At 70.9% G+C, this 19,227-nt stretch carries 25 protein-coding genes; 18 read left to right on the plus strand and 7 right to left on the minus strand.

What is annotated here, in order from left to right; genetic code table 11:
* Window positions 1-73: 73 nt before the first annotated feature.
* Window positions 74-727 (plus strand): TetR/AcrR family transcriptional regulator, encoded by a 654-nt coding sequence (locus DFJ67_RS21665; RefSeq protein ID WP_170215927.1) that lies wholly within the window; start codon window positions 74-76, stop codon window positions 725-727.
* Window positions 728-731: 4 nt separating this feature from the next.
* Here the strand turns inward: DFJ67_RS21665 and DFJ67_RS21670 are convergent, their stop codons facing one another.
* Entirely contained in the window at window positions 732-3,125 is a 2,394-nt protein-coding gene (locus DFJ67_RS21670) for a glycoside hydrolase family 44 protein (RefSeq protein WP_116069657.1), read from the minus strand.
* 174 nt (window positions 3,126-3,299) lie between these two features.
* Here DFJ67_RS21670 and DFJ67_RS21675 point away from each other — a divergent pair, with 174 nt between their 5' ends.
* The 3 genes from DFJ67_RS21675 to DFJ67_RS21685 are packed head-to-tail and all read left to right on the plus strand — an operon-like array spanning window position 3,300 to window position 4,997.
* Window positions 3,300-4,235: a helix-turn-helix domain-containing protein gene (locus DFJ67_RS21675; protein WP_116069658.1), complete on the plus strand. Its 936-nt coding sequence runs from the start codon at window positions 3,300-3,302 to the stop codon at window positions 4,233-4,235.
* Window positions 4,236-4,242: 7 nt separating this feature from the next.
* On the plus strand, window positions 4,243-4,698 hold the full coding sequence (locus tag DFJ67_RS21680) for an RrF2 family transcriptional regulator (protein WP_116069659.1): 456 nt from the start codon (window positions 4,243-4,245) through the stop codon (window positions 4,696-4,698).
* Window positions 4,698-4,997 (plus strand): MTH1187 family thiamine-binding protein, encoded by a 300-nt coding sequence (locus DFJ67_RS21685; RefSeq protein ID WP_116069660.1) that lies wholly within the window; start codon window positions 4,698-4,700, stop codon window positions 4,995-4,997. The genes DFJ67_RS21680 and DFJ67_RS21685 overlap by 1 nt, the downstream gene beginning before the upstream one ends.
* A 3-nt stretch (window positions 4,998-5,000) precedes the next feature.
* Here the strand turns inward: DFJ67_RS21685 and DFJ67_RS21690 are convergent, their stop codons facing one another.
* The gene (locus DFJ67_RS21690; RefSeq protein WP_116069661.1) at window positions 5,001-5,285 is read right to left on the minus strand and encodes a hypothetical protein; all 285 of its coding nucleotides are present in this window, start codon (window positions 5,283-5,285) and stop codon (window positions 5,001-5,003) included.
* Window positions 5,286-5,343: 58 nt separating this feature from the next.
* Here DFJ67_RS21690 and DFJ67_RS21695 point away from each other — a divergent pair, with 58 nt between their 5' ends.
* Window positions 5,344-5,982: a TetR/AcrR family transcriptional regulator gene (locus tag DFJ67_RS21695; protein ID WP_239097440.1), complete on the plus strand. Its 639-nt coding sequence runs from the start codon at window positions 5,344-5,346 to the stop codon at window positions 5,980-5,982.
* 31 nt (window positions 5,983-6,013) lie between these two features.
* A complete protein-coding gene (locus DFJ67_RS21700) occupies window positions 6,014-6,625 on the plus strand; it encodes a nitroreductase family protein (protein WP_116069662.1) in 612 nt (203 codons plus the stop codon).
* On the opposite strand, the gene DFJ67_RS21705 is transcribed toward DFJ67_RS21700, so the two are convergent.
* On the minus strand, window positions 6,614-8,176 hold the full coding sequence (locus tag DFJ67_RS21705; RefSeq protein WP_116069663.1) for a glycoside hydrolase family 10-like protein: 1,563 nt from the start codon (window positions 8,174-8,176) through the stop codon (window positions 6,614-6,616). The two genes, DFJ67_RS21700 and DFJ67_RS21705, sit on opposite strands and share 12 nt — an antisense overlap.
* A gap of 110 nt (window positions 8,177-8,286) precedes the next feature.
* On the opposite strand from DFJ67_RS21705, the gene DFJ67_RS21710 reads away from it, so the two are divergent.
* Genes DFJ67_RS21710 through DFJ67_RS21720 form a run of 3 tightly spaced genes read left to right on the plus strand, consistent with a single transcriptional unit; the run spans window position 8,287 to window position 10,293 of the window.
* Window positions 8,287-8,805: a GNAT family N-acetyltransferase gene (locus DFJ67_RS21710; RefSeq protein WP_116069664.1), complete on the plus strand. Its 519-nt coding sequence runs from the start codon at window positions 8,287-8,289 to the stop codon at window positions 8,803-8,805.
* A complete protein-coding gene (locus tag DFJ67_RS21715; protein ID WP_116069665.1) occupies window positions 8,802-9,182 on the plus strand; it encodes a RidA family protein in 381 nt (126 codons plus the stop codon). The genes DFJ67_RS21710 and DFJ67_RS21715 overlap by 4 nt, the downstream gene beginning before the upstream one ends.
* Before the next feature lie 7 nt (window positions 9,183-9,189).
* Entirely contained in the window at window positions 9,190-10,293 is a 1,104-nt protein-coding gene (locus DFJ67_RS21720) for a damage-control phosphatase ARMT1 family protein (RefSeq protein ID WP_116069666.1), read from the plus strand.
* On the opposite strand, the gene DFJ67_RS21725 is transcribed toward DFJ67_RS21720, so the two are convergent.
* Both DFJ67_RS21725 and DFJ67_RS21730 read right to left on the minus strand, forming a co-directional pair.
* Window positions 10,259-11,167, minus strand: coding sequence for a transglutaminase-like domain-containing protein (locus DFJ67_RS21725; RefSeq protein ID WP_116069667.1), 909 nt, complete (start codon window positions 11,165-11,167; stop codon window positions 10,259-10,261). The two genes, DFJ67_RS21720 and DFJ67_RS21725, sit on opposite strands and share 35 nt — an antisense overlap.
* The gene (locus DFJ67_RS21730) at window positions 11,164-12,009 is read right to left on the minus strand and encodes a MerR family transcriptional regulator (RefSeq protein ID WP_116069668.1); all 846 of its coding nucleotides are present in this window, start codon (window positions 12,007-12,009) and stop codon (window positions 11,164-11,166) included. The genes DFJ67_RS21725 and DFJ67_RS21730 overlap by 4 nt, the downstream gene beginning before the upstream one ends.
* Window positions 12,010-12,103: 94 nt before the next feature.
* Between DFJ67_RS21730 and DFJ67_RS21735 the strand changes: the two genes are divergently transcribed.
* Window positions 12,104-13,261, plus strand: coding sequence for an LCP family protein (locus DFJ67_RS21735; protein WP_116069669.1), 1,158 nt, complete (start codon window positions 12,104-12,106; stop codon window positions 13,259-13,261).
* 10 nt (window positions 13,262-13,271) lie between these two features.
* Entirely contained in the window at window positions 13,272-13,919 is a 648-nt protein-coding gene (locus tag DFJ67_RS21740; RefSeq protein WP_116069670.1) for a class I SAM-dependent methyltransferase, read from the plus strand.
* Here DFJ67_RS21740 and DFJ67_RS21745 read toward each other — a convergent pair.
* Window positions 13,896-15,035, minus strand: a complete 1,140-nt coding sequence (locus DFJ67_RS21745) for a cytochrome P450 (protein WP_116069671.1) — start codon at window positions 15,033-15,035, stop codon at window positions 13,896-13,898. The two genes, DFJ67_RS21740 and DFJ67_RS21745, sit on opposite strands and share 24 nt — an antisense overlap.
* Window positions 15,036-15,152: 117 nt before the next feature.
* Between DFJ67_RS21745 and DFJ67_RS21750 the strand changes: the two genes are divergently transcribed.
* The 6 genes from DFJ67_RS21750 (at window position 15,153) to DFJ67_RS21775 (ending at window position 18,467) form a co-directional block, all read left to right on the plus strand.
* Window positions 15,153-16,196, plus strand: coding sequence for a TetR/AcrR family transcriptional regulator (locus DFJ67_RS21750; protein WP_116069672.1), 1,044 nt, complete (start codon window positions 15,153-15,155; stop codon window positions 16,194-16,196).
* Window positions 16,197-16,257: 61 nt separating this feature from the next.
* A complete protein-coding gene (locus DFJ67_RS21755) occupies window positions 16,258-16,698 on the plus strand; it encodes a YbaB/EbfC family nucleoid-associated protein (RefSeq protein ID WP_239097439.1) in 441 nt (146 codons plus the stop codon).
* The gene (locus DFJ67_RS21760; RefSeq protein WP_116069674.1) at window positions 16,688-17,005 is read left to right on the plus strand and encodes a hypothetical protein; all 318 of its coding nucleotides are present in this window, start codon (window positions 16,688-16,690) and stop codon (window positions 17,003-17,005) included. The genes DFJ67_RS21755 and DFJ67_RS21760 overlap by 11 nt, the downstream gene beginning before the upstream one ends.
* Window positions 17,006-17,009: 4 nt before the next feature.
* Entirely contained in the window at window positions 17,010-17,504 is a 495-nt protein-coding gene (locus tag DFJ67_RS21765; RefSeq protein ID WP_116069675.1) for a WXG100-like domain-containing protein, read from the plus strand.
* The gene (locus DFJ67_RS21770; RefSeq protein ID WP_116069676.1) at window positions 17,497-18,015 is read left to right on the plus strand and encodes a hypothetical protein; all 519 of its coding nucleotides are present in this window, start codon (window positions 17,497-17,499) and stop codon (window positions 18,013-18,015) included. The genes DFJ67_RS21765 and DFJ67_RS21770 overlap by 8 nt, the downstream gene beginning before the upstream one ends.
* The gene (locus tag DFJ67_RS21775) at window positions 18,015-18,467 is read left to right on the plus strand and encodes an SUKH-3 domain-containing protein (protein WP_116069677.1); all 453 of its coding nucleotides are present in this window, start codon (window positions 18,015-18,017) and stop codon (window positions 18,465-18,467) included. The genes DFJ67_RS21770 and DFJ67_RS21775 overlap by 1 nt, the downstream gene beginning before the upstream one ends.
* A gap of 4 nt (window positions 18,468-18,471) precedes the next feature.
* Here DFJ67_RS21775 and DFJ67_RS43310 read toward each other — a convergent pair whose 3' ends face one another.
* Complete coding sequence (locus DFJ67_RS43310) at window positions 18,472-18,897, minus strand: zinc-binding dehydrogenase (RefSeq protein ID WP_211333962.1); 426 nt, start codon at window positions 18,895-18,897, stop codon at window positions 18,472-18,474.
* A 59-nt stretch (window positions 18,898-18,956) separates the two neighbouring features.
* On the opposite strand from DFJ67_RS43310, the gene DFJ67_RS43315 reads away from it, so the two are divergent.
* Entirely contained in the window at window positions 18,957-19,205 is a 249-nt protein-coding gene (locus DFJ67_RS43315) for a hypothetical protein (protein ID WP_211333963.1), read from the plus strand.
* Window positions 19,206-19,227: the final 22 nt, after the last annotated feature.

A 19,227-nucleotide genomic window follows, 5' to 3' on the forward strand; every position in this document is an offset into this window, starting at 1 on the left:
TGTTCCGGAGATGACCCTCCGGTATCCGGGTATAACGGAGGCAGCTCTCCGGTATTCCCGCTATGCTGGGTCCGTGGCACAAGAGGCCGGTGGGGCACCGAAACGCGCTCGGGCCGAGCGCAGCGACAGCGTGCGCAACCGGGAGCGGCTGCTGGCGGCGGCCCGCGACCTGTTCGCGACCGACGGTCTGCACGCGCCGCTCGACCGGATCGCGACGGCGGCCGGGGTCGGCCCCGGCACCCTCTACCGCCACTTCCCGACCCGGCTCGCGCTCTGGGAAGCGGTGCTCGAGGAACCGTTGCGCGTCCAGCTCGACCTGGTCGAGCGGGCGCTGGCCAACCCCGACCGGTGGTCGGGCGTCGCGCAATACATCCTGGAAACCTCCGCACACGAGGCGGAGCGCGGCGGTTATCTCAACCTGATGACCACCCGCTTCGACGGCGCGCCGCGCCTGCTGGCGATCCGCGGCTCGATCCAGCGCCGCATCGTCGAGCTCTTCAGCCGAGCCCGCCGGGAAGGCGCGATCCGCCCCGACTTCAGCGTCGAAGACCTCATCTTCATCAACCTGTCCAACAGCCGCGTGGCCGAGGTGACCCGCGAAGTGGCCCCCGACGCGTGGCGCCGCAACGTCGAGTTGTTCCTCGACAGCCTCCGCCCGGAGCGGGCACACCCCTTGAACCAGCCGCCGATGACACCGGGCGAGGTGGCGCGGGTCGCGATGCGCTGAGTCATCACGGCTCGGTGCCGCTCACGCGTACCCCGTCGACGTAGACCGTGATGCGGGCGTTGGTCGCGTAACCGGGCGCGTTCGGGCGGAAGCTGTGATCGTTGGTCTCGGTGAAGGCCGACCAGTCGGGCTTGGCCATCCGGAGCTGGATCTGGCCCGTCGAAGAGCTGGGAGCAAGGGAACCAGAACCGAAACCCACCTCCAGGTACGCGTCCGCGCCCGGCCGCGCCGCCGGCAGCGTGACCACCCGGCGGGTGACGGTCGCGCAGCCGACCTGGGCCCAGTCGCACCAGACGTTGACGGTCGGCGTGCTGCCGTCGCGGGTGAACCAGTAGCGGGCGGTCACCCGGCTCAGCGGCACCGCCGCCGCGCCGCTGTTGTCGAGTTGGATGCCCGGCTTGATCTGGTTGTCGCCCGGCGACCAGTCGAGGTTGAGATAGCGCGCGGTCAGTGACGCGGCACCCGGTCGGGGCGCGGTCAGCACCGTCAACCCGGGTGAGGCGACCGACTGGTTGCCGGCCGCGTCGCGGGCGCGGACCGTGAAGCGGTATTCCGACGACGGTTGCAGCCCGGTCACCGTGACGCCAGGCGACGAAGAGGTGGCCGCCTTGAAGACAGTGTCCGTGTATTGAGCCCAGACGTCATAGCCGACCACGCCGGTGTCGTCTGTGGACGGTGGCCAGCTCAGCGTCACCGAGTCGGGACCGATCGCCGACGCCACCGGGGTGCCCGGTGCGGTCGGTGCCGTGCTGTCGGCGGCCGGGCGGTCGAGCACGAACAGGGTGATGCTGTCGGCCGGGAACGTCGCCTCGAAAGCCCCACCGGTGACCGGCTGGTCGGCCGCGCGCACGATCGCCGCGGGGTTGGCCGCGCCGTAGCGATAGACCCGAGCATTGCGAGCCGCGTGACCAGCCACAGACACGGGTGCTGTCTGCTCCGCCCCGCTCTTGTTGACCACCACCATCGTCAGTGCGCCGTCACTGGACCGCGTGGCCGCGTACACCGAAAGCAGTGATTGGTCCGCGCTCGTCGCCTTGACCCCGACGTCGCCGAACCGGCCGCCGGCGCCGTCGTAGTTGCGGTAGACGCGGAACGCGAACGCGCCCGGGTCGGTGGCTGCGGGCGGCGACCACAGGGTGGCCAGGTCGAGCCGCTCGCGACCGAAGATGCCGAGGATGTCGGCCTGGGTCAGCGCGCCGTTGACGCTGTCGAGCGCGCCCCAGTTGTATTCGGTGATCGCCGTCTTCGTGCCGGGATAGTTGGCCGCCACCAGGTCGCGCATCCGGGGTACCAGCCGCACCTGGGTGTTGATCCAGCTTTCGTCCACATAGGTGGGATCCCAGAGCGCGCGGGTCGAGCGCAGCCGCAGAGCGTTGGTGGCCGGGTCGTTGCCGTTGCCGAACGCGACGCCGTTGGCCTGCGGGTAGAAGTGCATGTCGAAGTAGTCGAGCACCCGGGTGCCGTGCGCCTGCTCGTAGGCCTTCATCTGTTGCAGATACCAGGTCGTGAACGGCAACCCACCGCGGGCCGCGCGGTCCGGCGGGTCGGCCCAGCATCCCGTGCGGCCGCAGGTCTCCTGGTCGAGCCCCGAATAGTCCCAGCTCGTCCAGCCCCACCCGACCGGGCCCAGCGTCGTGGCGGTCGGGTCGGCGGCCTTCACGGCGGCGCCGATCTCGTAGGCCCGGTCGCGCAGCTCGACCGAGCCGGCGCCGAGCGGATGCACGTCGCGGTGGGTGCTGTGCCAGATGTCCGGCTCGTTGTCGAGGTTGTAGAACTGCACACCGCCCTCGGCCGCCGTGCCGTATTTGTCGGTCAGGTGATCGACCCAGCCGGTGACGTAGTCGGGACCGATCGGTGCGCTGGTGTCGCGGGGGTCGTTGCCGGTGACCGGGGTGCCGTCGGGACGGATGCCGTTGCCGCAGTCCGGGCGCCACTCGTCGGTGCGTTGCTGCGGCCCGTATTTCGCGACCGAGAAGCCGCACGAGGCGTCGCGGGCCTTCGGCGCCCAGCCGATCAGCGGCAGGGTCAGGATCGTATCGGTGCCGGTGGCGCGGTCCTGCTCGACGAACTCGTCGGTCGACGAGCCGTCCGGCAGTGCGGCCGGGTCGGCGTTGTCCTCGGCGATGTTCTCGAAGAACCAGTCGCTGGCCCGGTTGGTGGTGTCGTTTCGGTAGTCGTAGCGGGTGGTCGCGTTGCCGCCCCAGCGGCGCACCGGCAGGTCGAGTTCGTCGGCCAGCGCGGCGTCGGCGAAGTTCATGCCGTAGACGTAGGGGCTGATCGGGTGCCGGTCCTGTGCGGCGTCGACGGTCAGCGCGGGGCCGTCGGCAGCAAGGGCGACCGGCGCGACGGTGGGGGAGACGGCCAGCAGGGCGGCGGCCAGATAGGTGAACGGGCGCATGCGGGATCCAAGAGGGTGTCGGGCGCGCCCGTCGCCGGGCGGCAGCGTCTGCGTGCGATGCCCAGCCCGGACCGACCTGAGATTAACCGACGCTCATCGATATCGCTACCGCTAAAGCGGGATCCCCACCGCTTGTGGGATGCGCGCGGGCGCGACCCCGGCTACCGTCGGGCGATGGCCCTTATCGGTCAACCGGCCGGCGACAACGCCGCCATCGCGCCCGCCCCGGGTTGGGCGGGCGTCGGCACCGTCACTCTCCGCGAGCTGTCCGGTCATCCCAACCTGACGGCGGCCCGGCGCAGCGACCACCACGTCCTCGTGCTGGTCACGGTCGGCCATGGGCAGCACGAGATCGACTTCCGCTCCTACCCGTGCCGGCCCGGCACGCTGCTCTGGGTGCGCCCCGGCCAGGTGGTCCGGTTCGGCGGCGGCGCCGGCATGGACGCGATCGTGGTCTGCTGGGAGCCGGCGGCGGTCGCCGAGGTCGCCGACGACCCCGGCCTGCTCGACGGCGCGCTTGGCCCGGCCTTCTGGCAGCTCGCCGGCGAAGACGAAGACGCGGTCATCAACGAGGTGAGCCAACTCGTCGTCGACTGCCAGCGGCACCGCTCCGGCACCCTCGCCGCGGGCCTGCTGCGGCATCAACTCGCGGTCCTGTTGCTGCGGATCGCGCTGCTGCCCGGTCGGTTGCCGGCCGAGCGCAACGACGCCTACGTCCGCTTCCGGATGGAGGTCGACAAAGACTTCACCCAGACCAGGCGCGTCGAGGAGTACGCGGAGCGGATGGGCTACTCGGTCCGCACGGTGACCCGGGCCTGCCTGGCCGCGACCGGCCGCAGCGCCAAGCAGGTCATCGACGACCGGGTCACGCTCGAGGCGATGCGCCTGCTGGCCGTCACCGACGACCCGATCGCCGACATCGGGCGGCGGCTGGGTTTCCCCGAGCCGACCAACTTCGGCCGCTTCTTCCACCGGGAGGCGGGCACCAGCCCGGGCGCGTTCCGCACCGCACAGCGCGGCGGTCCGCGTGGCCTGCTGCCGGCCCAGCGCCGGGCTCCCGCGGCCGATCTCCACGGGCGCCCCGCACCGCGGGTCGGCGGCGAGGCATGATGGTCCCGTGCAGATATCGGCGCGCGGCGACTATGCGGTGCGGGCTGCGCTGAGCCTGGCCGCGGTGCATCCGTCGGTGATGTCGGCCCAGGCGCTCGCGGCCGACCAGGACATGCCCCGCAAGTTTCTCGAAGCAGTGCTGGCCGACCTGCGCCGGGCCGGCATCGTGCGGGCCCAGCGCGGCGCGGAGGGCGGCTACGTGCTGACCCAGCCGCCCCGGGAGGTCACCATCGGCGCGATCCTCCGCGCGGTCGACGGCCCGCTCGCCGGGGTCCGCGGCATGCGCCCGGAGGAGACCGAATACGCCGGCTCGTCCGAAAACCTGCCCCGGGTCTGGGTCGCGGTGCGCGCCGCCGTCCGCGAGGTGGTCGACGAGACCACCCTGGCCGACGTGCTCAGCGGCAAGCTGCCCGCACACATCAAGAAGCTGACCACGCTTCCCGACGCCTGGCAGCCGCGCTGATGTCGGTCCTGGTGGCGTTCAGCGTGACCCCGTTGGGCGTCGGCGAGGGAGTCGCCGACCTGGTCGCCGAGGCGGTCCGGGTGGTCCGCGAGTCGGGCCTGCCCAACCGCACCGACGCCATGTTCACCACGGTCGAGGGCGAGACCTGGGAAGAGATCATGGCGGTCGTCCACGCCGCGGTCGCGGCCGTCCAGGCCCGTGCGCCCCGCACCTCGACGGTCATCAAGGTCGACTGGCGCGAGGGCGTGACCGGCGCCCTCGACAGCAAGGTCGCCAGCATCGACCGCCTCCTGGGCTGAGCGTCAGCTCGCGTCGACGAGGTCGACCGTCGTCGTGCCGGTGACCGTGACCAAAGCGAACGCCTCGGCCGCCAGCGGCAACCGGGCGGCGCCGGCGGCGTCGGCGTGATCGGCCGACTCCCAGGTCCAGGCGTCGGTCCAGGTGTCGTCGGCGGCGCGGGTCAGCATCGTCGCGGTCGGGCCCGGGAACGCGGCCCGCACGGTGGCGATCAGTTCGGCGCGCTTGGCCAGCATGCCGTCGGTGTCCGGGGTGTTGGCGGTGAAGCGGGTGATGCGTACGACCGACATTTAGGTCTCCTCGCTAGAGTCGCTCACTAGTGACTAACTCTAGAGTTACACTAGCTCGGTGACGACCGTCAAGGGCAAGGCACCGAACCGGCGAACCGCCAAGGCCCGGGAGACCCGCACCCGCATGCTCGACGCGGCCCGGGAGCTGTTCATCGGCCAGGGCTACGGCGCGACCACGCTCGCCGACGTGGCGTCCGCCGCCGGGGTGGCCGTGCAGACCATCTACTTCACCTTCAACAACAAGCGTTCGCTGCTCAAGGAGCTGGTCGACGTCACGGTCGCCGGCGACGACGAGCCGGTGGCCACGATGGATCGGCAGTGGTATCGCGACGCGCTCGCCGCGCCGACCGCCGTCGAGCAGTTGCGCGCCCAGATCGCCGGTTCCCGTGCCGTGCTCGACCGGGTCGCGCCGATCGTCAGCATGGTCACCGTCGCCTCGGCGTCGGACCCGGAGGTCGCGGCGATCTGGCCCGACGACATCGATCCGCGCTTCACGGTGCTGTCCAACTCAGCACTGTCCCTCGTGGACAAGCCGGGCGCCCGGGCCGGCGTCTCCGCGGCCGAGGCCGCCGACCTGCTCTACGGCATTCTGTCGCCGGAGCTCTACCTGCTCTTCGTTCGCGACCGCGGCTGGTCGCCGGAGCGCTACGAGCGGTGGGCCTTCGACACCCTCCGCCCGCAGCTCTGCGCGGACTGAGCGCTCGCCACACCGGCGGTACGGTGATGCGATGGAGTTTCAGGATGTTGTCCGCAAGCGCCGGATGGTGCGCAGCTATGACCCCGACCGTCCGGTGCCGCCCGAGGTCGTCGACCGCATCATCCGCAACGGGCTCCGCGCGCCGTCGGCCGGTTTCTCGCAGGGCTGGGGCTTCCTGGTCCTCGACGAGCCCGCCGACCACGCCCGGTTCCGGGCCGCGATGGGCCGCTCGGCGGAGCCGGAGAAGTGGTTCGCCGCCAGCTACGCGGCGCCGCTGCTGATCGTGCCCTGCTCGCACAAGGACGCCTACCTCGACCGCTACGCGCGGGCCGACAAGGGCCACGAAGACCGCTCCGACGCCTGGTGGCCGGCGCCCTACTGGGACATCGACACCGGCATGGCGTCGCTGATGATGCTGCTCACCGCCGTCGACGCCGGGCTCGGCGCGTGCTTCTTCGGGATGCCGATCGACGCGATCGAGCCGTTCAAGAAGGAGTTCGGCGTGCCCACCGGCTTCACCCCGATCGGTGCGATCTCGGTCGGCTACAGCGACGAGCCGCCGCGCGACCTGCGGGCCCGCCGCCGGCCGACCGGCGATGTCGTCTTCAAGGGCAACTGGGGCCAGGCCGCGTCAAGCGACTAGCACCGGCTCGCTCTCGTTGTTGTTGCGGTCGAGCGCGGTCACGCAATAACTGCCGATCGGGCCGATCCAGCTCGGCAGGTCGGTCGCGCGGACGGTGGCGACCAGGTTGGCCTTGCGCGTCTCGGGATCGGCGCGGTAGACCGCGTACCCCGTGACGCCCTCGGCCGGTCGCCAGGTCAGCACCGTGCGGTCGCCGTCGCGGCGGGCCCCGGTCGGGGCGGGCGCCGGCGGCCGCGCGTCGACCAGCCGGGTGGCTGTCGGCACCAGCGCGGGCTGGGCGTAGTGCGCGTCGCGGTAGCGGGACACGGCGCCGAGCCGGTCGGCCTTCACCTGCTTGGCGCTGAAGTGGATGCTGCCCGCGACCCCGTAGCGCTCGTTGAGGGCGAGTTGGCGGTCGAGCTCGGCCGGCTTGCTCCACGGGCCGTCTTCGCCGATCCGGTAGTCGGCCTGTCCGATGTAGAGCTGCGTGCCGGTGCCCTTGACCGTCTCCGCCCACCAGGGCAGCAGCTTGGCGTAGTCGGCCTTGTCGAACCCGATGTTCCAGTAGAGCTGCGGCACGATGTAGTCGAGCCACTTCTCCTTGACCCACTTGCGGGTGTCGGCGTAGATGGCGTCGTAGCTCTCCAGCCCGTGGGTGTCGGAGCCGGCCGGGTCGGTGGCCTTGTTGCGCCAGATGCCGAACGGGCTGAGGCCGAAGCGTACCCACGGCTTCACCTCGCGGATCCGGCCGCTGATCTCCTGGATGAAGGTGTCCACATTGGCCCGCCGCCAGTCGGCCCGGTGCTTGCCCCCGCCGTAGCGGGCGTAGCTGCTGTCGTCGTTGAACTCGTGCCCCTCCGGGTAGGGGTAGAAGAAGTCGTCGAAGTGGACGCCGTCGATGTCGTAGCGGTTGACCGCCTCGAGGATGGTGTCTTCGACGAACCGGCGGGCCTCCGGAACGCCCGGGTCGAAGTAGAAGCGGCTGTTCTTCTCACCCTCGGGGAAGGCCACGGCCCAGTCCGGGTGCCGGCGCAGCGGGTGGTCGGGTGCCAGCTTCGCGAAGTCGGCGCCGGCACCGCCCGAGGCCTCCGGCTGGCTGCCCCGGTAGGGGTTGAACCAGGCGTGGAACTCGAGGTTGCGGGCGTGCGTCTCGCTGATCATCCAGGCCATCGGGTCCCAGCCCGGGTCCTTGCCGCGCACGCCGGTGAGCCACTCCGACCAGGGCGCGTAGGCCGACGGCCAGAACGCGTCGCCGCTGGGCCGGACGTGCACGAACACCGCGTTGTGGTTCATCTTCTGCGCCAGGTCGAGCCAGCCGAGGTATTCGGCCTTCACGGTGGCCTCTGGCAGCCCGGGCTTGCTCGGCCAGTCGATATTGCTGACCGTGGTGAGCCACATGCCGCGCAGTTCCCGCTTGGCGACCAGCGACGCCGCGTCGCAACTGACCGCGGCGGACCCGGCACTCCCGGGGTCGGTGTCGGAGTGGGAGGCGCGCCGAAGCAGCGTGGCGCCGGCCGGGACCGTCACGGCGAGCGCTACGACCACCAGCCCGATGAGCAACCGACGCTGCACGGCACAGACGGTAGGGGTCGAACACGCGGAGGGTCAACCGAGCAAAGACCCCCATAAGGTTCTTGACGTCCGGTGGTCACCGTCCGGGGTACGGCTGGTTGAATCGGTCCATGGTTCACATCCGACCGCTGGACGTCAGCGATGCGCCGGTGCTCGCCACCGCCTACACCGCCAACTGGCCGTTCCTGGCGCCGTGGGACCCGGTGCGCCCGGACGCCTTCTTCACCCCGGCGGGCCAGGAAGCGCGCATCTCGGGCATGCTGGCAGACCGGGCCGTCTACCCGTGCGCCATCGAACTCGACGGTGACGTGGTCGGAACCATCACCCTCACCCAGATCGAGTACGGCCCGGCGCAGTCGGCCAACCTCGGCTACTGGGTCGCGCAGGCGGTCAACGGGCGCGGCGTCGCGACCAAGGCGGTGGCGGAGATCGTCGAACACGCGTTCGGCGTGCTGGGCCTGCACCGGATCCAGGCCGGGACCCTGGCACACAACCACGGCTCGCAGAAGGTGCTCGCCAACAACGGGTTCGAGCGGATCGGCACCGCCCGGGGGTTCCTGTTCATCGAGGGCCGGTGGCAGGACCACATCCTCTTCCAGCTGGTCAACGACGATTGGCAGCCGGCGTGACCGGGCGGCAGACGATCACCAGCGGTTCGACCTTCGAAGAGCGCATCGGGTACGCCCGCGCGGTGGTCGACGGTGACCACGTCTTCGTCTCCGGCACCACCGGCTACGACTACGCGACGATGACGATCGCCGACGACGTGGTCGCCCAGTGCGAGCAGGTGATCCGCAATATCGAGGCGGCGCTGGCCGAGGCGGGCTGCACGCTGGCCAACGTGGTCCGGGTGCGCTACCTGCTGCCGGACCGCGCCGACTTCGAGCCCTGCTGGCCGACGCTGCGCGCCGCGTTTGGCTCCGTCCGGCCGGCCGCCACCATGATGGTCTGCGGTCTGGCCGACCCGGCGATGCGGATCGAGATCGAGGTCGACGCCAGGCGATGATGGTGTCGTGCTGACACCGCCTGAGCTGCTCGTCGGAACGCCGGGGCGGTATGCCCGGGAGGTCTTCCACCAGCGCCACCCGACGCTGATCGACCGGGTCGCGGCCGCGCACCCCTACACCACGGCGCAGCGGGCCGCCCTGGGCGCGCTGCTCGACGAGTCGCTGACCGGCGAGATCAGGCCGCTGCCCGGCGACGCGCCCGACCTGGCCGACTGGGCGGCCTGGGACCGGGGCCAGGTCGGCCGCCCCTGGGCCGACGCGCCGTTCCTCTGGGCCGAGAGCTACTTCTACCGGCGGATCCTGGACGCTGTCGACTATTTCCGGCCGGGGCCCTGGCACGGGGTCGACCCGTTCCGCCCGATGAAGGACGCCGAACTCGCCGACCCTTCGCTCGACAGCGATTTCGGCTGGGTCGCTTCGCTCGGTCGGGAGCGCGACGAGGCCGATCTGGCCACCGTGGTGCGCGCCGCCGTGTTCGGCAACCGGGCCGACATCAGCTTCCGGTTGCAGGAGCCGGCCGGCGACGCGCCCACCGACGAGTTGCTGGTCGACGACACCGCGTGGCTGCGGGCCGCGCTGAGCGAGCCGGGCCCGGTCTGCCTGATCGCCGACAACGGCGGCCGCGAGGTGATGGCCGACCTGGTGCTGGCCAACTGGCTGCTCGACACCGGCCTGGCCACGCGGGTCACGTTGCACGTCAAACCGGCGCCCTACTACGTTTCCGACGCGACGGCATCCGATGTGGACGCTGCCTGCGCGCGGCTGGGCCGGCCGCTGGATGCGCGCGTCGCCGTGCGTACCCACAGCTTCTGGTGTGCCCCGCTCGCCTTCGGCGACCTGCCCGCGGACCTGCGAGCCGACCTGGCCGGGCATCGGTTGGTGGTCGCCAAGGGCGACCTCAACTATCGCCGGCTGGTCGGCGACCGCGACTGGGACCCGACGACGCCGGTCCGCGCCGCGGCCACCGACCTCGGCGTGCCGGTCGTCGCGCTACGCACCTGCAAGTCGGAGGTGGTGGTCGGGCTCGACGCGGCCACCGTCGCCCGCCTGGACGCCGCCGAGCCGCGCTGGCGGGTCAGTGGCCGGCACGGGATGGCGCAGGCGCGCTGACCCGGGTCGCCAGGTCGACGTGGAACACCTCGCCGGTCGGCGACATGCTGGTCACTTGGCCACGCGGGTTGAGCCGGTCGTCGGCCGCGTAGCGCCGCGCCAGCTCGGCCGCGGCGTCTTCGTCGCCGTCGTCGGCGGCCAGCAGCAGGGCGGCGATCTCGTCGATGAACACGGCGCCGGCCTCGTCGAAGCTCTCCGTGATGTCGCCCCAGACATCCCAGAGCAGCAACTCGTCGCCCTGCCGGGCGGCCAACTCGCCGATCACGTAGCCGCGGACGAACGGCGCGCCGCGGTAGGGCATCGACGGGTCGACGCCGTAGGCCTCGGCGTCGATCTCGCCGTTGCGGTAGGCGGTCCACACCGCGGCCGCCGTCGCGAACGGCGTGCCGGTGCCGTGTGGCCGGGGCATGTCGTCGGGGTCGAAGGGCCAGTCGCCCGGGCCGATCTGCGGGTCGGCGAGGACCCAGCGGCTGCCGTTCCAGTAGTCGACGACGACGTGGTCGTGGTGCCAGCCGGGCGTGAAGAAATAGTCGGCGAAGCCGATCCGCACCCGGGCCGGGACGCCCTGGTGCCGCAGCGCCGAAACGGTGAGCAGCGAGAAGTCGCGGCAGCAGCCGCCGACCCGGTCGGCGGCCGCGCGGGGCACGTCGAGCGGCGCGTCGTGCCGCTCCTGGTCGGTCGCCAGCAGCCGATCGATCCAGCGGTGGTTGATGTCGTGGGCGGACTCGGCCGGCAGCGTCACGTTGGGGTCGCGGTAGTGCGTGATCACGTTGCGCAGCACCGCGGTCAACTCGCGCGGGTCGGTCGGCAACTTGTCGAACAGGGGCGCGTAGCTGCCCGGGTTGCTGAACGCGGTCTGCCGCGTGAAGTTCATCGTGTCTCACTCTCCATTATGGTCTCAACTGGCATTGCGACGTGCATGAACGGGTCGGCGTCGGTGATGTCGCACCACTCGGCGAAGTAGATCTCCCGCGGCGGCCCCGTCGTCACCAGGCCGTTGTCGCGCAGGTGGTCCTCGACGTCGTCGTACGCCAGCATGATCTTGGGGTAGAAGCAGTCACCCCGGCTCACGGTGGCGGCGGCGACCGTCTGCGCCGGCTCGATCCGGATGAGGATGTCGTCGGTCGGCTCGACGCTGCCGGTGAACGGCAGGCCGATCTCGACGCTGGCCTCGCTGTCGGGCGTGACGTGGCCGTGGAACAGGATCCACCGCTCGCCGACCGGTTCCGCGCCGGCGGCCCGCAGATAGGCGTCGATCTCCGCCGCGCAGGCCAGGGTCGTCGGCACCAGTGACTGCTGGTCACAGTCACGCGTGATGGCGGCGACCTTCAGCCGTGGGCGATCGATCAAGCTGATGGGGTACGGCGTCCGCGCCGGAGCCGCCCGGGTCAACTGGGCCCGCAGGTATTCGACGCTGGCCCGGTGTGCCCGCGCCTGCGCCTCCCGGGCCTGCCACCAGCGGTCGAGCCGGATCGCCGCCTCGGTGTCGGTGCCGGCGAGCACTTCGGCCACCACGGCGAGCGGCATGTCGAGTTGCCGCAGCAGGCTGATCCGCCGGGCCCGCTCCACCTGCTCGACGCTGTAACGGCGGTAGCCGGTGGCCGGATTGACGCCGGCCGGCCGGAGCAGGCCGGACACCTCGTACAGGCGTAGTGCTTTTGCCGACAAACCGGTCCGCCGGCCGAACTCGCCGATGGTCAGGTCGCGCACGTCCATGGGAACCAGTCTTCACCTTGCCCAAGGGTCAAGGTAAAGACCGCAACGATCTGGGTATCAGGATGCGTCTCTGTAATGAGACGGGGAGGACACGATGCATCCGGAGGAGCCCGCTAAACCCAAAGCTAAACCCAAGGCCAAAGCGAAAGCCAAACGTCAGCCCTCGACGATCCCGCGGTGGGCGCGGGTCTGCGTGATCCTGGGCGCCGCCCTGATGGTCGTCAGCGGCGGGCTGATCGTCACGTCGCAGGCGCTGTTGGCCCGCTACGAGGGCGCGGTCACCACCGAAGACCTGTTCGGCGAGGGCACCGCCGTCGAGGCGAAGAGCGACATCAAGGGCCCCCTCAACATCCTGCTGGTCGGGATCGACCCGCGCGAGGCCACCCAGCAGCCGCTGGCCGACTCCATCATGATCATGCACATTCCGGCCGGGCTCGACCGGGGCTACCTGTTCTCGCTGCCGCGCGACCTGCTGGTCGACATCCCGCCGTTCCCGAAGACCGGCTTCGACGGCGACCGCGACAAGCTCAACGCGGCGATGGCCCGCGGCAGCAAAGTGGCCGCCGGCAAGCCACCCAACCGGGCGAGGGGGTTCGAGTTGCTGTCGAACACGGTCAGCGCTTACACCGGCATCAAGCGGTTCGACGCGGGTGCGATCGTCAACTTCGCCGGCTTCAAGAAGATCGTCGACGCGATGGGCGGCGTCACCATGACGGTCGACCAGGACGTCGTCTATTCCGAGCATCTCAAGCCCGACGGCACCCACCGCCCCAACGACGGCTCCGGTAGGGAGCACCCCTATTACGGGCCGCAGGCCAAATACACCAAGGGCACACACAAGTTCAACGGCTGGCAAGCGCTCGATTACGTACGCCAGCGCTACACCGTCAAGGGTGGCGACTACGGCCGGCAGCGCCACCAGCAGCAGTTCGTCAAGGCGATGGTGCAGCAGGCGCTCAGCAAAGACGTGATCACCGACCTGCCCAAGCTCGACCGGGTGATCCGGGCGGCGGGGGAGTCGCTGGTGTTCAACGGGCGCGGGCACAGCGTGGCCGAGTTCGGGTTCGCACTGAAGGGCATGCGGCAAGACTCGATCACCATGGTCAAGCTGACCGGCCGCACGATCTTCAAGTCCAGTGGCGGCTACGCCGGCGAGGAGTTGAACGCCGAAGCCAGGCAGTTCTTCGCCGCGGTGCGGGGCAACACCGTCGACGCCTACATGGCCGATCATCCGCAGTTGGTCAACAAGTAGCATTCGAGGAATGGCGGAGAGCCGGATCCGGGCCACCTACGACACGGTGGCCGCGGCCTACGACGCGGCGTTGCGCGACGAGTTGGCGGCCAAGCCGGTCGACCGCGCGTTGCTCGACGCGCTGCTCGAACTCTGCCCGGGCATTGTGGCCGATGTCGGCTGCGGCCCGGGGCATGTCACTCGCTACCTCGCGGCGCGGCACCGCGCGGTGGTCGGCGTCGACCTGTCACCGGCGATGGTGGAGACCGCCCGCGGTGCGGCGCCGGCGCTGAGCTTCGAGGTCGGCTCGATGCTCGACCTGCCGGTGGCTGACGACGCCTGGTCCGGGATCGTGGCGTTCTACTCGATCATCCACCTGACCCCGGCCGAACGGGCACGCGCGTTTGTCGAGTTCGCGCGGGTGCTGGCGCCCGGCGGGCGGGTGCTGGTCGCGTTCCACGTGTCGGCACCTGGCCAACCCGCTGGCAGTGGCCAGCACCTCGACCAGTGGTTCGGCGCCCCGGTCGACCTGGACTCGTTCTACCTCGACCCGACCGACGTGACCGCCGACCTGGTGGCGGCCGGGTTCTCTGTGTCAGCGACGACGTTGCGCGCTCCACTGCCCGATGTGGAGTATCCCAGCCGCCGCTGCTACCTACTGGCTCAGCTTGACGCGTAGTTCCGGCAGGCGCCAGGTGGCCGGGTCGGGAATCCGGGTCGGCCCTTCTTCGGCGAGGACCAGCGCGGGATAGCGGTCGAACAGGGCGGTCAGCGCGACTTCGGTCTGGGTTCGGGCCAGTGGGGCGCCGAGGCAGAAGTGCGGCCCGTGCGCGAAGCCGAGGTGGTTGTTGGGCGTGCGGTGCACGTCGAAGCGTTCCGGCTCGGCGAACGCGCGGGGGTCGCGGTTGGCGGCCGCGAGCAGGGCGGTCACCGGCTCGCCCTTCTTGATCAGCTCACCGGCCAGCTCGGCGTCTTCGGTCGCGTGGCGCGGGATGGCCAGCAACTGCGGCCCGCACCAGCGGATCAGCTCGTCGACGGTGCCAGGCGCCCGGCCGGCGCGGAAGGCGGCGAGCTGATCCGGGTGGTCGAGTAGGACCGGGATCGCGTTGGCGATCAGGTTGGTCGGCGTCTGGCCGGCCAGCACCAGGTGCCAGACGAAGGTGACCCGCTCGGCCTCGGTCAGGTCGCCCGTCGTGTGCAGCCGGCTGAGCTTCTTTTCGACAGCGGCCTGCGCGCCTTCGATGATGGCCGGGATGGCGGTGATGAAGGCGCTGCCGTGCCCCGCCGCGATCGCCTTGCCGTAGGTGCGCCATTGTGGACGGTCGCCCGCGGGGATGCCGACCAACTCGCAGATTATCTCCATCGGCAATGGTGTCGCGAAGTGCCGCAGCAGGTCGACGGTGCCGTCCGGGTCGGCGGCGCGGGCGAGCTCGTCGAGCAGCGTGTCGACGATCCGCTCAATGGCGGGGCGGAACTCGGCTGCGCGGCGGGCGGAGAACTCGGGCGTCACCAGCCGGCGCAGGCGGGCGTGCTCGTCGCCGTTCTTGTGCTGCATCGTGCTCAGGTAGGGCCGGCAGTGCGCCGGCACGTCGAGGTGCTGGAAGCTGTCCTCGCCGAGCGCGAACCGGGGGTCGGCGAGCATCGCCCGGGCTTCGGCGTGCCGGGTCACCGCCCACATCGGCCCGAACCCCGGCGCGACGAGCGTGGCGATGGGCGCCTGCTCGCGGGCCCGCCCGTACCCGGTGATGGGGTCGCGCGAAAGGTCCGGATCGTTGAGCTGGATCTCCATGATCATCCTTCCGGATGTTAGGATCAGATGTTCTCATCATCTGAATGGTGGCGATATCTTGACACGGACATTCGGCGCGGCGCCAGCCCTGGTGCCGCGCTTCGGGGTGGCGACGGGAGTGGCATGGCGAGGCTCAGCCGGGCCGAGACGCAGGAGCGCAACCGCTCGAAGGTGCTGGCGGCGGCCCGCGTCGAGTTCATCGAACGCGGCTTCCGGGCAGCCAAGATCGACTCGATCGCCGAGCGGGCCGAGCTCACCCGGGGTGCGGTCTACTCCAACTTCCCGAGTAAGCGCGCCCTCTATTTCGCGGTGCTGGCGGCGTCGGCGATGACGGAACCCGATCCGCCCACCGCGACCTCGCCCGGCGAGGCGCTCGCCGCCTTCGCCCGCGCCTGGGTGGCCCGGCTGCCGCTGTTCACCGACGACGACCGTTCCGAGGCCAGGCTCGGCGTCGACCTGTTGCCGGAGATCCTGGCCGACGAGCAGACCCGCCTGCCCTACGCGCAGCTCATGAAGCTCAACGCCCTGCTGCTCGGCCTGGCCCTGGAAAACCTGGCGTTCGCCGATCTGCGCACCCGCACCGGTCGCCTGGTCCGGGTGGCCGAGACCGCACTGACCACATTGCACGGTGCCAGCCAGCTCGCGGCGGCGGCACCCGGGTTCCTCGAGCCGTTCGACGTGGTCCGGGCCTGCGCCCGGCTGGCCGACCTCGACCTCGACGACGCCTGGCTGCCGCCACACCTGCCCTACGCGGTCAAGGCCCGCCCGGTCGACGAGCGCTGGTCACCGCCGCCCGGCGCACCGGCCGACGGGGTGGTGGCGATCCTCGGCCTGCACCGGTTGGCGTCCGTCGAGGAGGCGGTCCGCACCGCACCCGCGGCCGTCCCGGTCAGTGTGGTGCTGGTGACCAGCTCGCCCGACGAACTCTCGGCCCTGGCCCGGCTGTCCCTGGCCGAGGTCGCGGGGTGCCTGCGGGCGGCGTTCCTGCCGACGGCGCTGCCGCGCCTGCGGGTGCTGCACGACGACAGCGGGTCGCTGGCCGCGGCGGCGGGCGTTCCCGCGGTCAGCGACGCGACCCAGGCCGCGGTGCTGGTCCGCGACGGCCGGATTGTCGCGCGCGCCGAAGGGTTCGGGGCCTGCTACGCGGCGGCCGACGCCGCCACCTAGGGTGCTGGTGCACCGGCCGAGGTCGATGCGGCTGGCGTGCGTGGCCTAGGATCGCTGAGTCGTGACGCTTCAGGATGCGGGGGCTCAGGTGACGTCGGCCGATCCGTCCGGAATGGACAAGGCTCTGTCGGACACGATGCAGGCGTTGGCCGCATACCGGTCCGCGGCGGAGGCGGGCGATGGGGCCCCGGTCGAGGGGTTCGGTGACGCGGCCGACGGCATGGTCCGGGTCCGCACCGAGTTGCCTGGCCGGGTGGCCGCGCTCGAGGTCGATCGCCGACTCCTCGGGCTCGAGGTCGAGACGTTGACCGAGCACATCGTCGCCGCGGTGAACGCCGCCCTGGAAGATCTCCGAACCGCGGCGCCGACAGCCGGCCCGGTCGAGCTGGGCGAGCTCGGCCGCCAGCTCACCACGATCCAGCAGGATGCCGCGCGGCAGTTCAGCATGTTCGTCGACGGTCTGGCCGCCGCGCAGGACCGCCTGGGCCGCCGTGCAGGTTGATCCCGGCGGAATCGCCGCCGCCGCCGACACGATGGGCTCGGCCGCGGCGCGCTTCGCCGACCAGCTCAGCGCCTTCCAGGCGCGGGTCGCGGGAATCGGGCCGGTGTTCGGCGAGGACGAGACAGGCTCCATCCTCGGCATCGCCTACGACGAGGCGTCGAGCTTTGTCCTAGAGGTCCTCACCGAGGCGCTGGAGGAGATCGGCTTCGCCAGCGGGGACCTGTCCGCGATGGCGCAGGCCCACGAGACGAACGAGGCCGGCAACGCCGACCTGTTCAGCGGAATCCTCGGACGTCTCGGGGGGTGAACGCATGGGCATGCAGTTGCCGGGCGAGCTGATCACACTGCTCGACCTCCTGGGATACACGTGGCCGGCCTCCGACGAGGAGAAGCTGTTCGAGCTCGGCCAGGCCTGGATCGACTTCAGCAGCGACATCGCCGGTTTCGTCGACGCGGCCGGCGCGTCCGCCGCCGGTGTCCTGAACGGCAACCAGGGCCTCGACATCGACGCGTTCGAGCAATGGTGGTCCGGCGAGGAGGGCCCGCTGGCCAGCGTGCTCAGCAACGTCGACGGGTCCGTTATCGGCGGCGCGGGTCTGATCGTCGCTGCCGCGATCGTGCTGGCGCTGAAGATCGCCGTGATCGTGCAGCTGACCATCCTGGCCATCCAGATAGCGCAGGCGATCGCCACCGCCGCACCGACCTTCGGTGCTTCTCTCCTCGAGATCCCGGTGTTCCAGACGATTTCCCGCACCATCGTCGGCAACCTGATCCAGGAGTCCGTCTGGCGGTTGCTGGATGGGTAAGAACCGCACCGGCAAGCTCGCCGCCAAGTTCGCCCGCGAGTGGGTGCGCGACGTGAAGAAGGTCAAGCGTCGACGGCGGGGAGACCCGACCGCACGCCCCACCCGCAACGCGTCCCCGCCGCGTCAGGCCTCGCACCGCGCCCGGGAGGAGGCCGACCGCCAGCAGCGCAACGGACGGACGAACGGCACCGCCGAGGCTGTCACCACCGCTGACGGCCGGCATACCGCCGTCTCGGTGAGCGACCACCCGAACAACATCTACCCGCCCCACCGCGAGGTCGCCCGCGTCCTCGACAGCGTCCCCCAGAACCTGCGCGCACCCTGGCACGGCAACTGCGCGCTGCCGCAGTCGTTGTCCCGCCTGCTCGACCAGGGCATCGACCCGCGAGGCGGCGCCGTCGGCGCGGCGCGGATCCGGGCGCCCGGCAACCCCGGGCACGGCGCCCACAATCCCTGCTGCAACAGTTGTGTGTCGTTACGGAACGAATTCGACCTCAGGGAGGCGCTGTGATGCGGCCCGACGACCGGGACCTGCCGTCGCGGGTGACCCAGGCCTTGAAGGCGGCTGGATGGTCGCCTCGCCGGCGGGTGGACGTGTCCGACTGGGAGTCGGCGCTCGCGCCCGAGGGGTTCGCCATGCACGACGCCGCTCGCGCTTTCCTGACCGAGTTCGGTGGGCTCGCGGTGCCGGTGAGCGGCGCCGGCCGCGACTACGCGCGGATCGGCGTGCGCCTCGACCCGGTCCTGTGTCTCGGCCAGAAGAAGTGGTTCGACAGCCTCGACGCGACCACGGCCGGCGACCTCTATCCGCTCGGCGAGGAACACGACGGCCACGCCAGCCTCGCGATGGACGTGGCCGGCACGATCCACCTGCTCTTCAACGATCAGGTGAAACGGATCGGTCCCGGCGCGACCGGCCTCGCCCGGCTGCTCGAGGGCGAAGACGCCCCGGGCCAGGACTGACCGATCAGGTCGCGGTAACGACGACCTTGCCGATCGTGGTGGAACTCTCCACTTTGGCGTGAGCCTCGCGGAGCGTCTTGGCGTTGAGTGGCCCGAGCCGAGTGGTGGCGGTGGTCTTCAGCTTTCCGGCGTCGACCAGCTTCGCCGCCTCCTCCAGCAGGTCGTGCTGGTAGGAGTCGTCCGGCAGCAGGATCGGTCTGGTGAACATCAGCTCCCAGTGCCAGGCCACGCTCTTCGGCTTGAGGGGGAGCAGGTCGAGCCCTTCGGGCTCGTCGATCGCGGCGATGTGCCCGAACGGCCGGATCACCGCGGCGTAGCTGTCGATGTTCCCACGGGAGAACGGGCTGACGATGTAGTCGACCCCGCCGGGCGCCACGGCGTGCACGGCGCCGACCAGGTCGTGCCGGTCGATGACGTGGTGCGCGCCCATTTCGGTGGCCCACTTTCTGTGACTCGCCCCGCGCGGCCGTGCCGAGCACGGTGAGGCCGGTGCGTGCCCGGGCGAGCTGGAGAACCATCGAGCCCACACCGCCGGCCGCCCCGACGACCAGCAGCGTGCCGGTGCTGGCTTCGTTCAGGCCGAAGTGGTCGAAGAGGATCTCCCAGGCGGTGATCGTGGTCAGGGGGAGCGCGGCCGCGTCGGCGAAGTCGAGGCTGGCCGGTTTGTGCCCGACGACGTTCTCGTTGACCACCTGGAACTCGGCGCTGCTGCCGGGCCGGTCGATCCGCCCGGCGTAGAAGACCTCGTCACCGACGGCGA

It is taken from the genome of Asanoa ferruginea, assembly GCF_003387075.1.
In the GTDB taxonomy this organism is placed as follows: Bacteria; Actinomycetota; Actinomycetes; order Mycobacteriales; family Micromonosporaceae; genus Asanoa; species Asanoa ferruginea.

Coding starts and splice junctions, on each gene's coding strand:
- DFJ67_RS21765 (WP_116069675.1), top strand. CDS start 17,010: ATGGGCATGCAGTTGCCGGGCGAGCTGATCACACTGCTCGACCTCCTG.
- DFJ67_RS43310 (WP_211333962.1), bottom strand. CDS start 18,897: ATGGGCGCGCACCACGTCATCGACCGGCACGACCTGGTCGGCGCCGTG.
- DFJ67_RS21745 (WP_116069671.1), bottom strand. CDS start 15,035: ATGATCATGGAGATCCAGCTCAACGATCCGGACCTTTCGCGCGACCCC.
- DFJ67_RS21675 (WP_116069658.1), top strand. CDS start 3,300: ATGGCCCTTATCGGTCAACCGGCCGGCGACAACGCCGCCATCGCGCCC.
- DFJ67_RS21685 (WP_116069660.1), top strand. CDS start 4,698: ATGTCGGTCCTGGTGGCGTTCAGCGTGACCCCGTTGGGCGTCGGCGAG.
- DFJ67_RS21770 (WP_116069676.1), top strand. CDS start 17,497: ATGGGTAAGAACCGCACCGGCAAGCTCGCCGCCAAGTTCGCCCGCGAG.
- DFJ67_RS21775 (WP_116069677.1), top strand. CDS start 18,015: ATGCGGCCCGACGACCGGGACCTGCCGTCGCGGGTGACCCAGGCCTTG.
- DFJ67_RS21690 (WP_116069661.1), bottom strand. CDS start 5,285: ATGTCGGTCGTACGCATCACCCGCTTCACCGCCAACACCCCGGACACC.
- DFJ67_RS21750 (WP_116069672.1), top strand. CDS start 15,153: ATGGCGAGGCTCAGCCGGGCCGAGACGCAGGAGCGCAACCGCTCGAAG.
- DFJ67_RS21710 (WP_116069664.1), top strand. CDS start 8,287: ATGGTTCACATCCGACCGCTGGACGTCAGCGATGCGCCGGTGCTCGCC.
- DFJ67_RS21700 (WP_116069662.1), top strand. CDS start 6,014: ATGGAGTTTCAGGATGTTGTCCGCAAGCGCCGGATGGTGCGCAGCTAT.
- DFJ67_RS21725 (WP_116069667.1), bottom strand. CDS start 11,167: ATGAACTTCACGCGGCAGACCGCGTTCAGCAACCCGGGCAGCTACGCG.
- DFJ67_RS21735 (WP_116069669.1), top strand. CDS start 12,104: ATGCATCCGGAGGAGCCCGCTAAACCCAAAGCTAAACCCAAGGCCAAA.
- DFJ67_RS21740 (WP_116069670.1), top strand. CDS start 13,272: ATGGCGGAGAGCCGGATCCGGGCCACCTACGACACGGTGGCCGCGGCC.
- DFJ67_RS21670 (WP_116069657.1), bottom strand. CDS start 3,125: ATGCGCCCGTTCACCTATCTGGCCGCCGCCCTGCTGGCCGTCTCCCCC.
- DFJ67_RS21730 (WP_116069668.1), bottom strand. CDS start 12,009: ATGGACGTGCGCGACCTGACCATCGGCGAGTTCGGCCGGCGGACCGGT.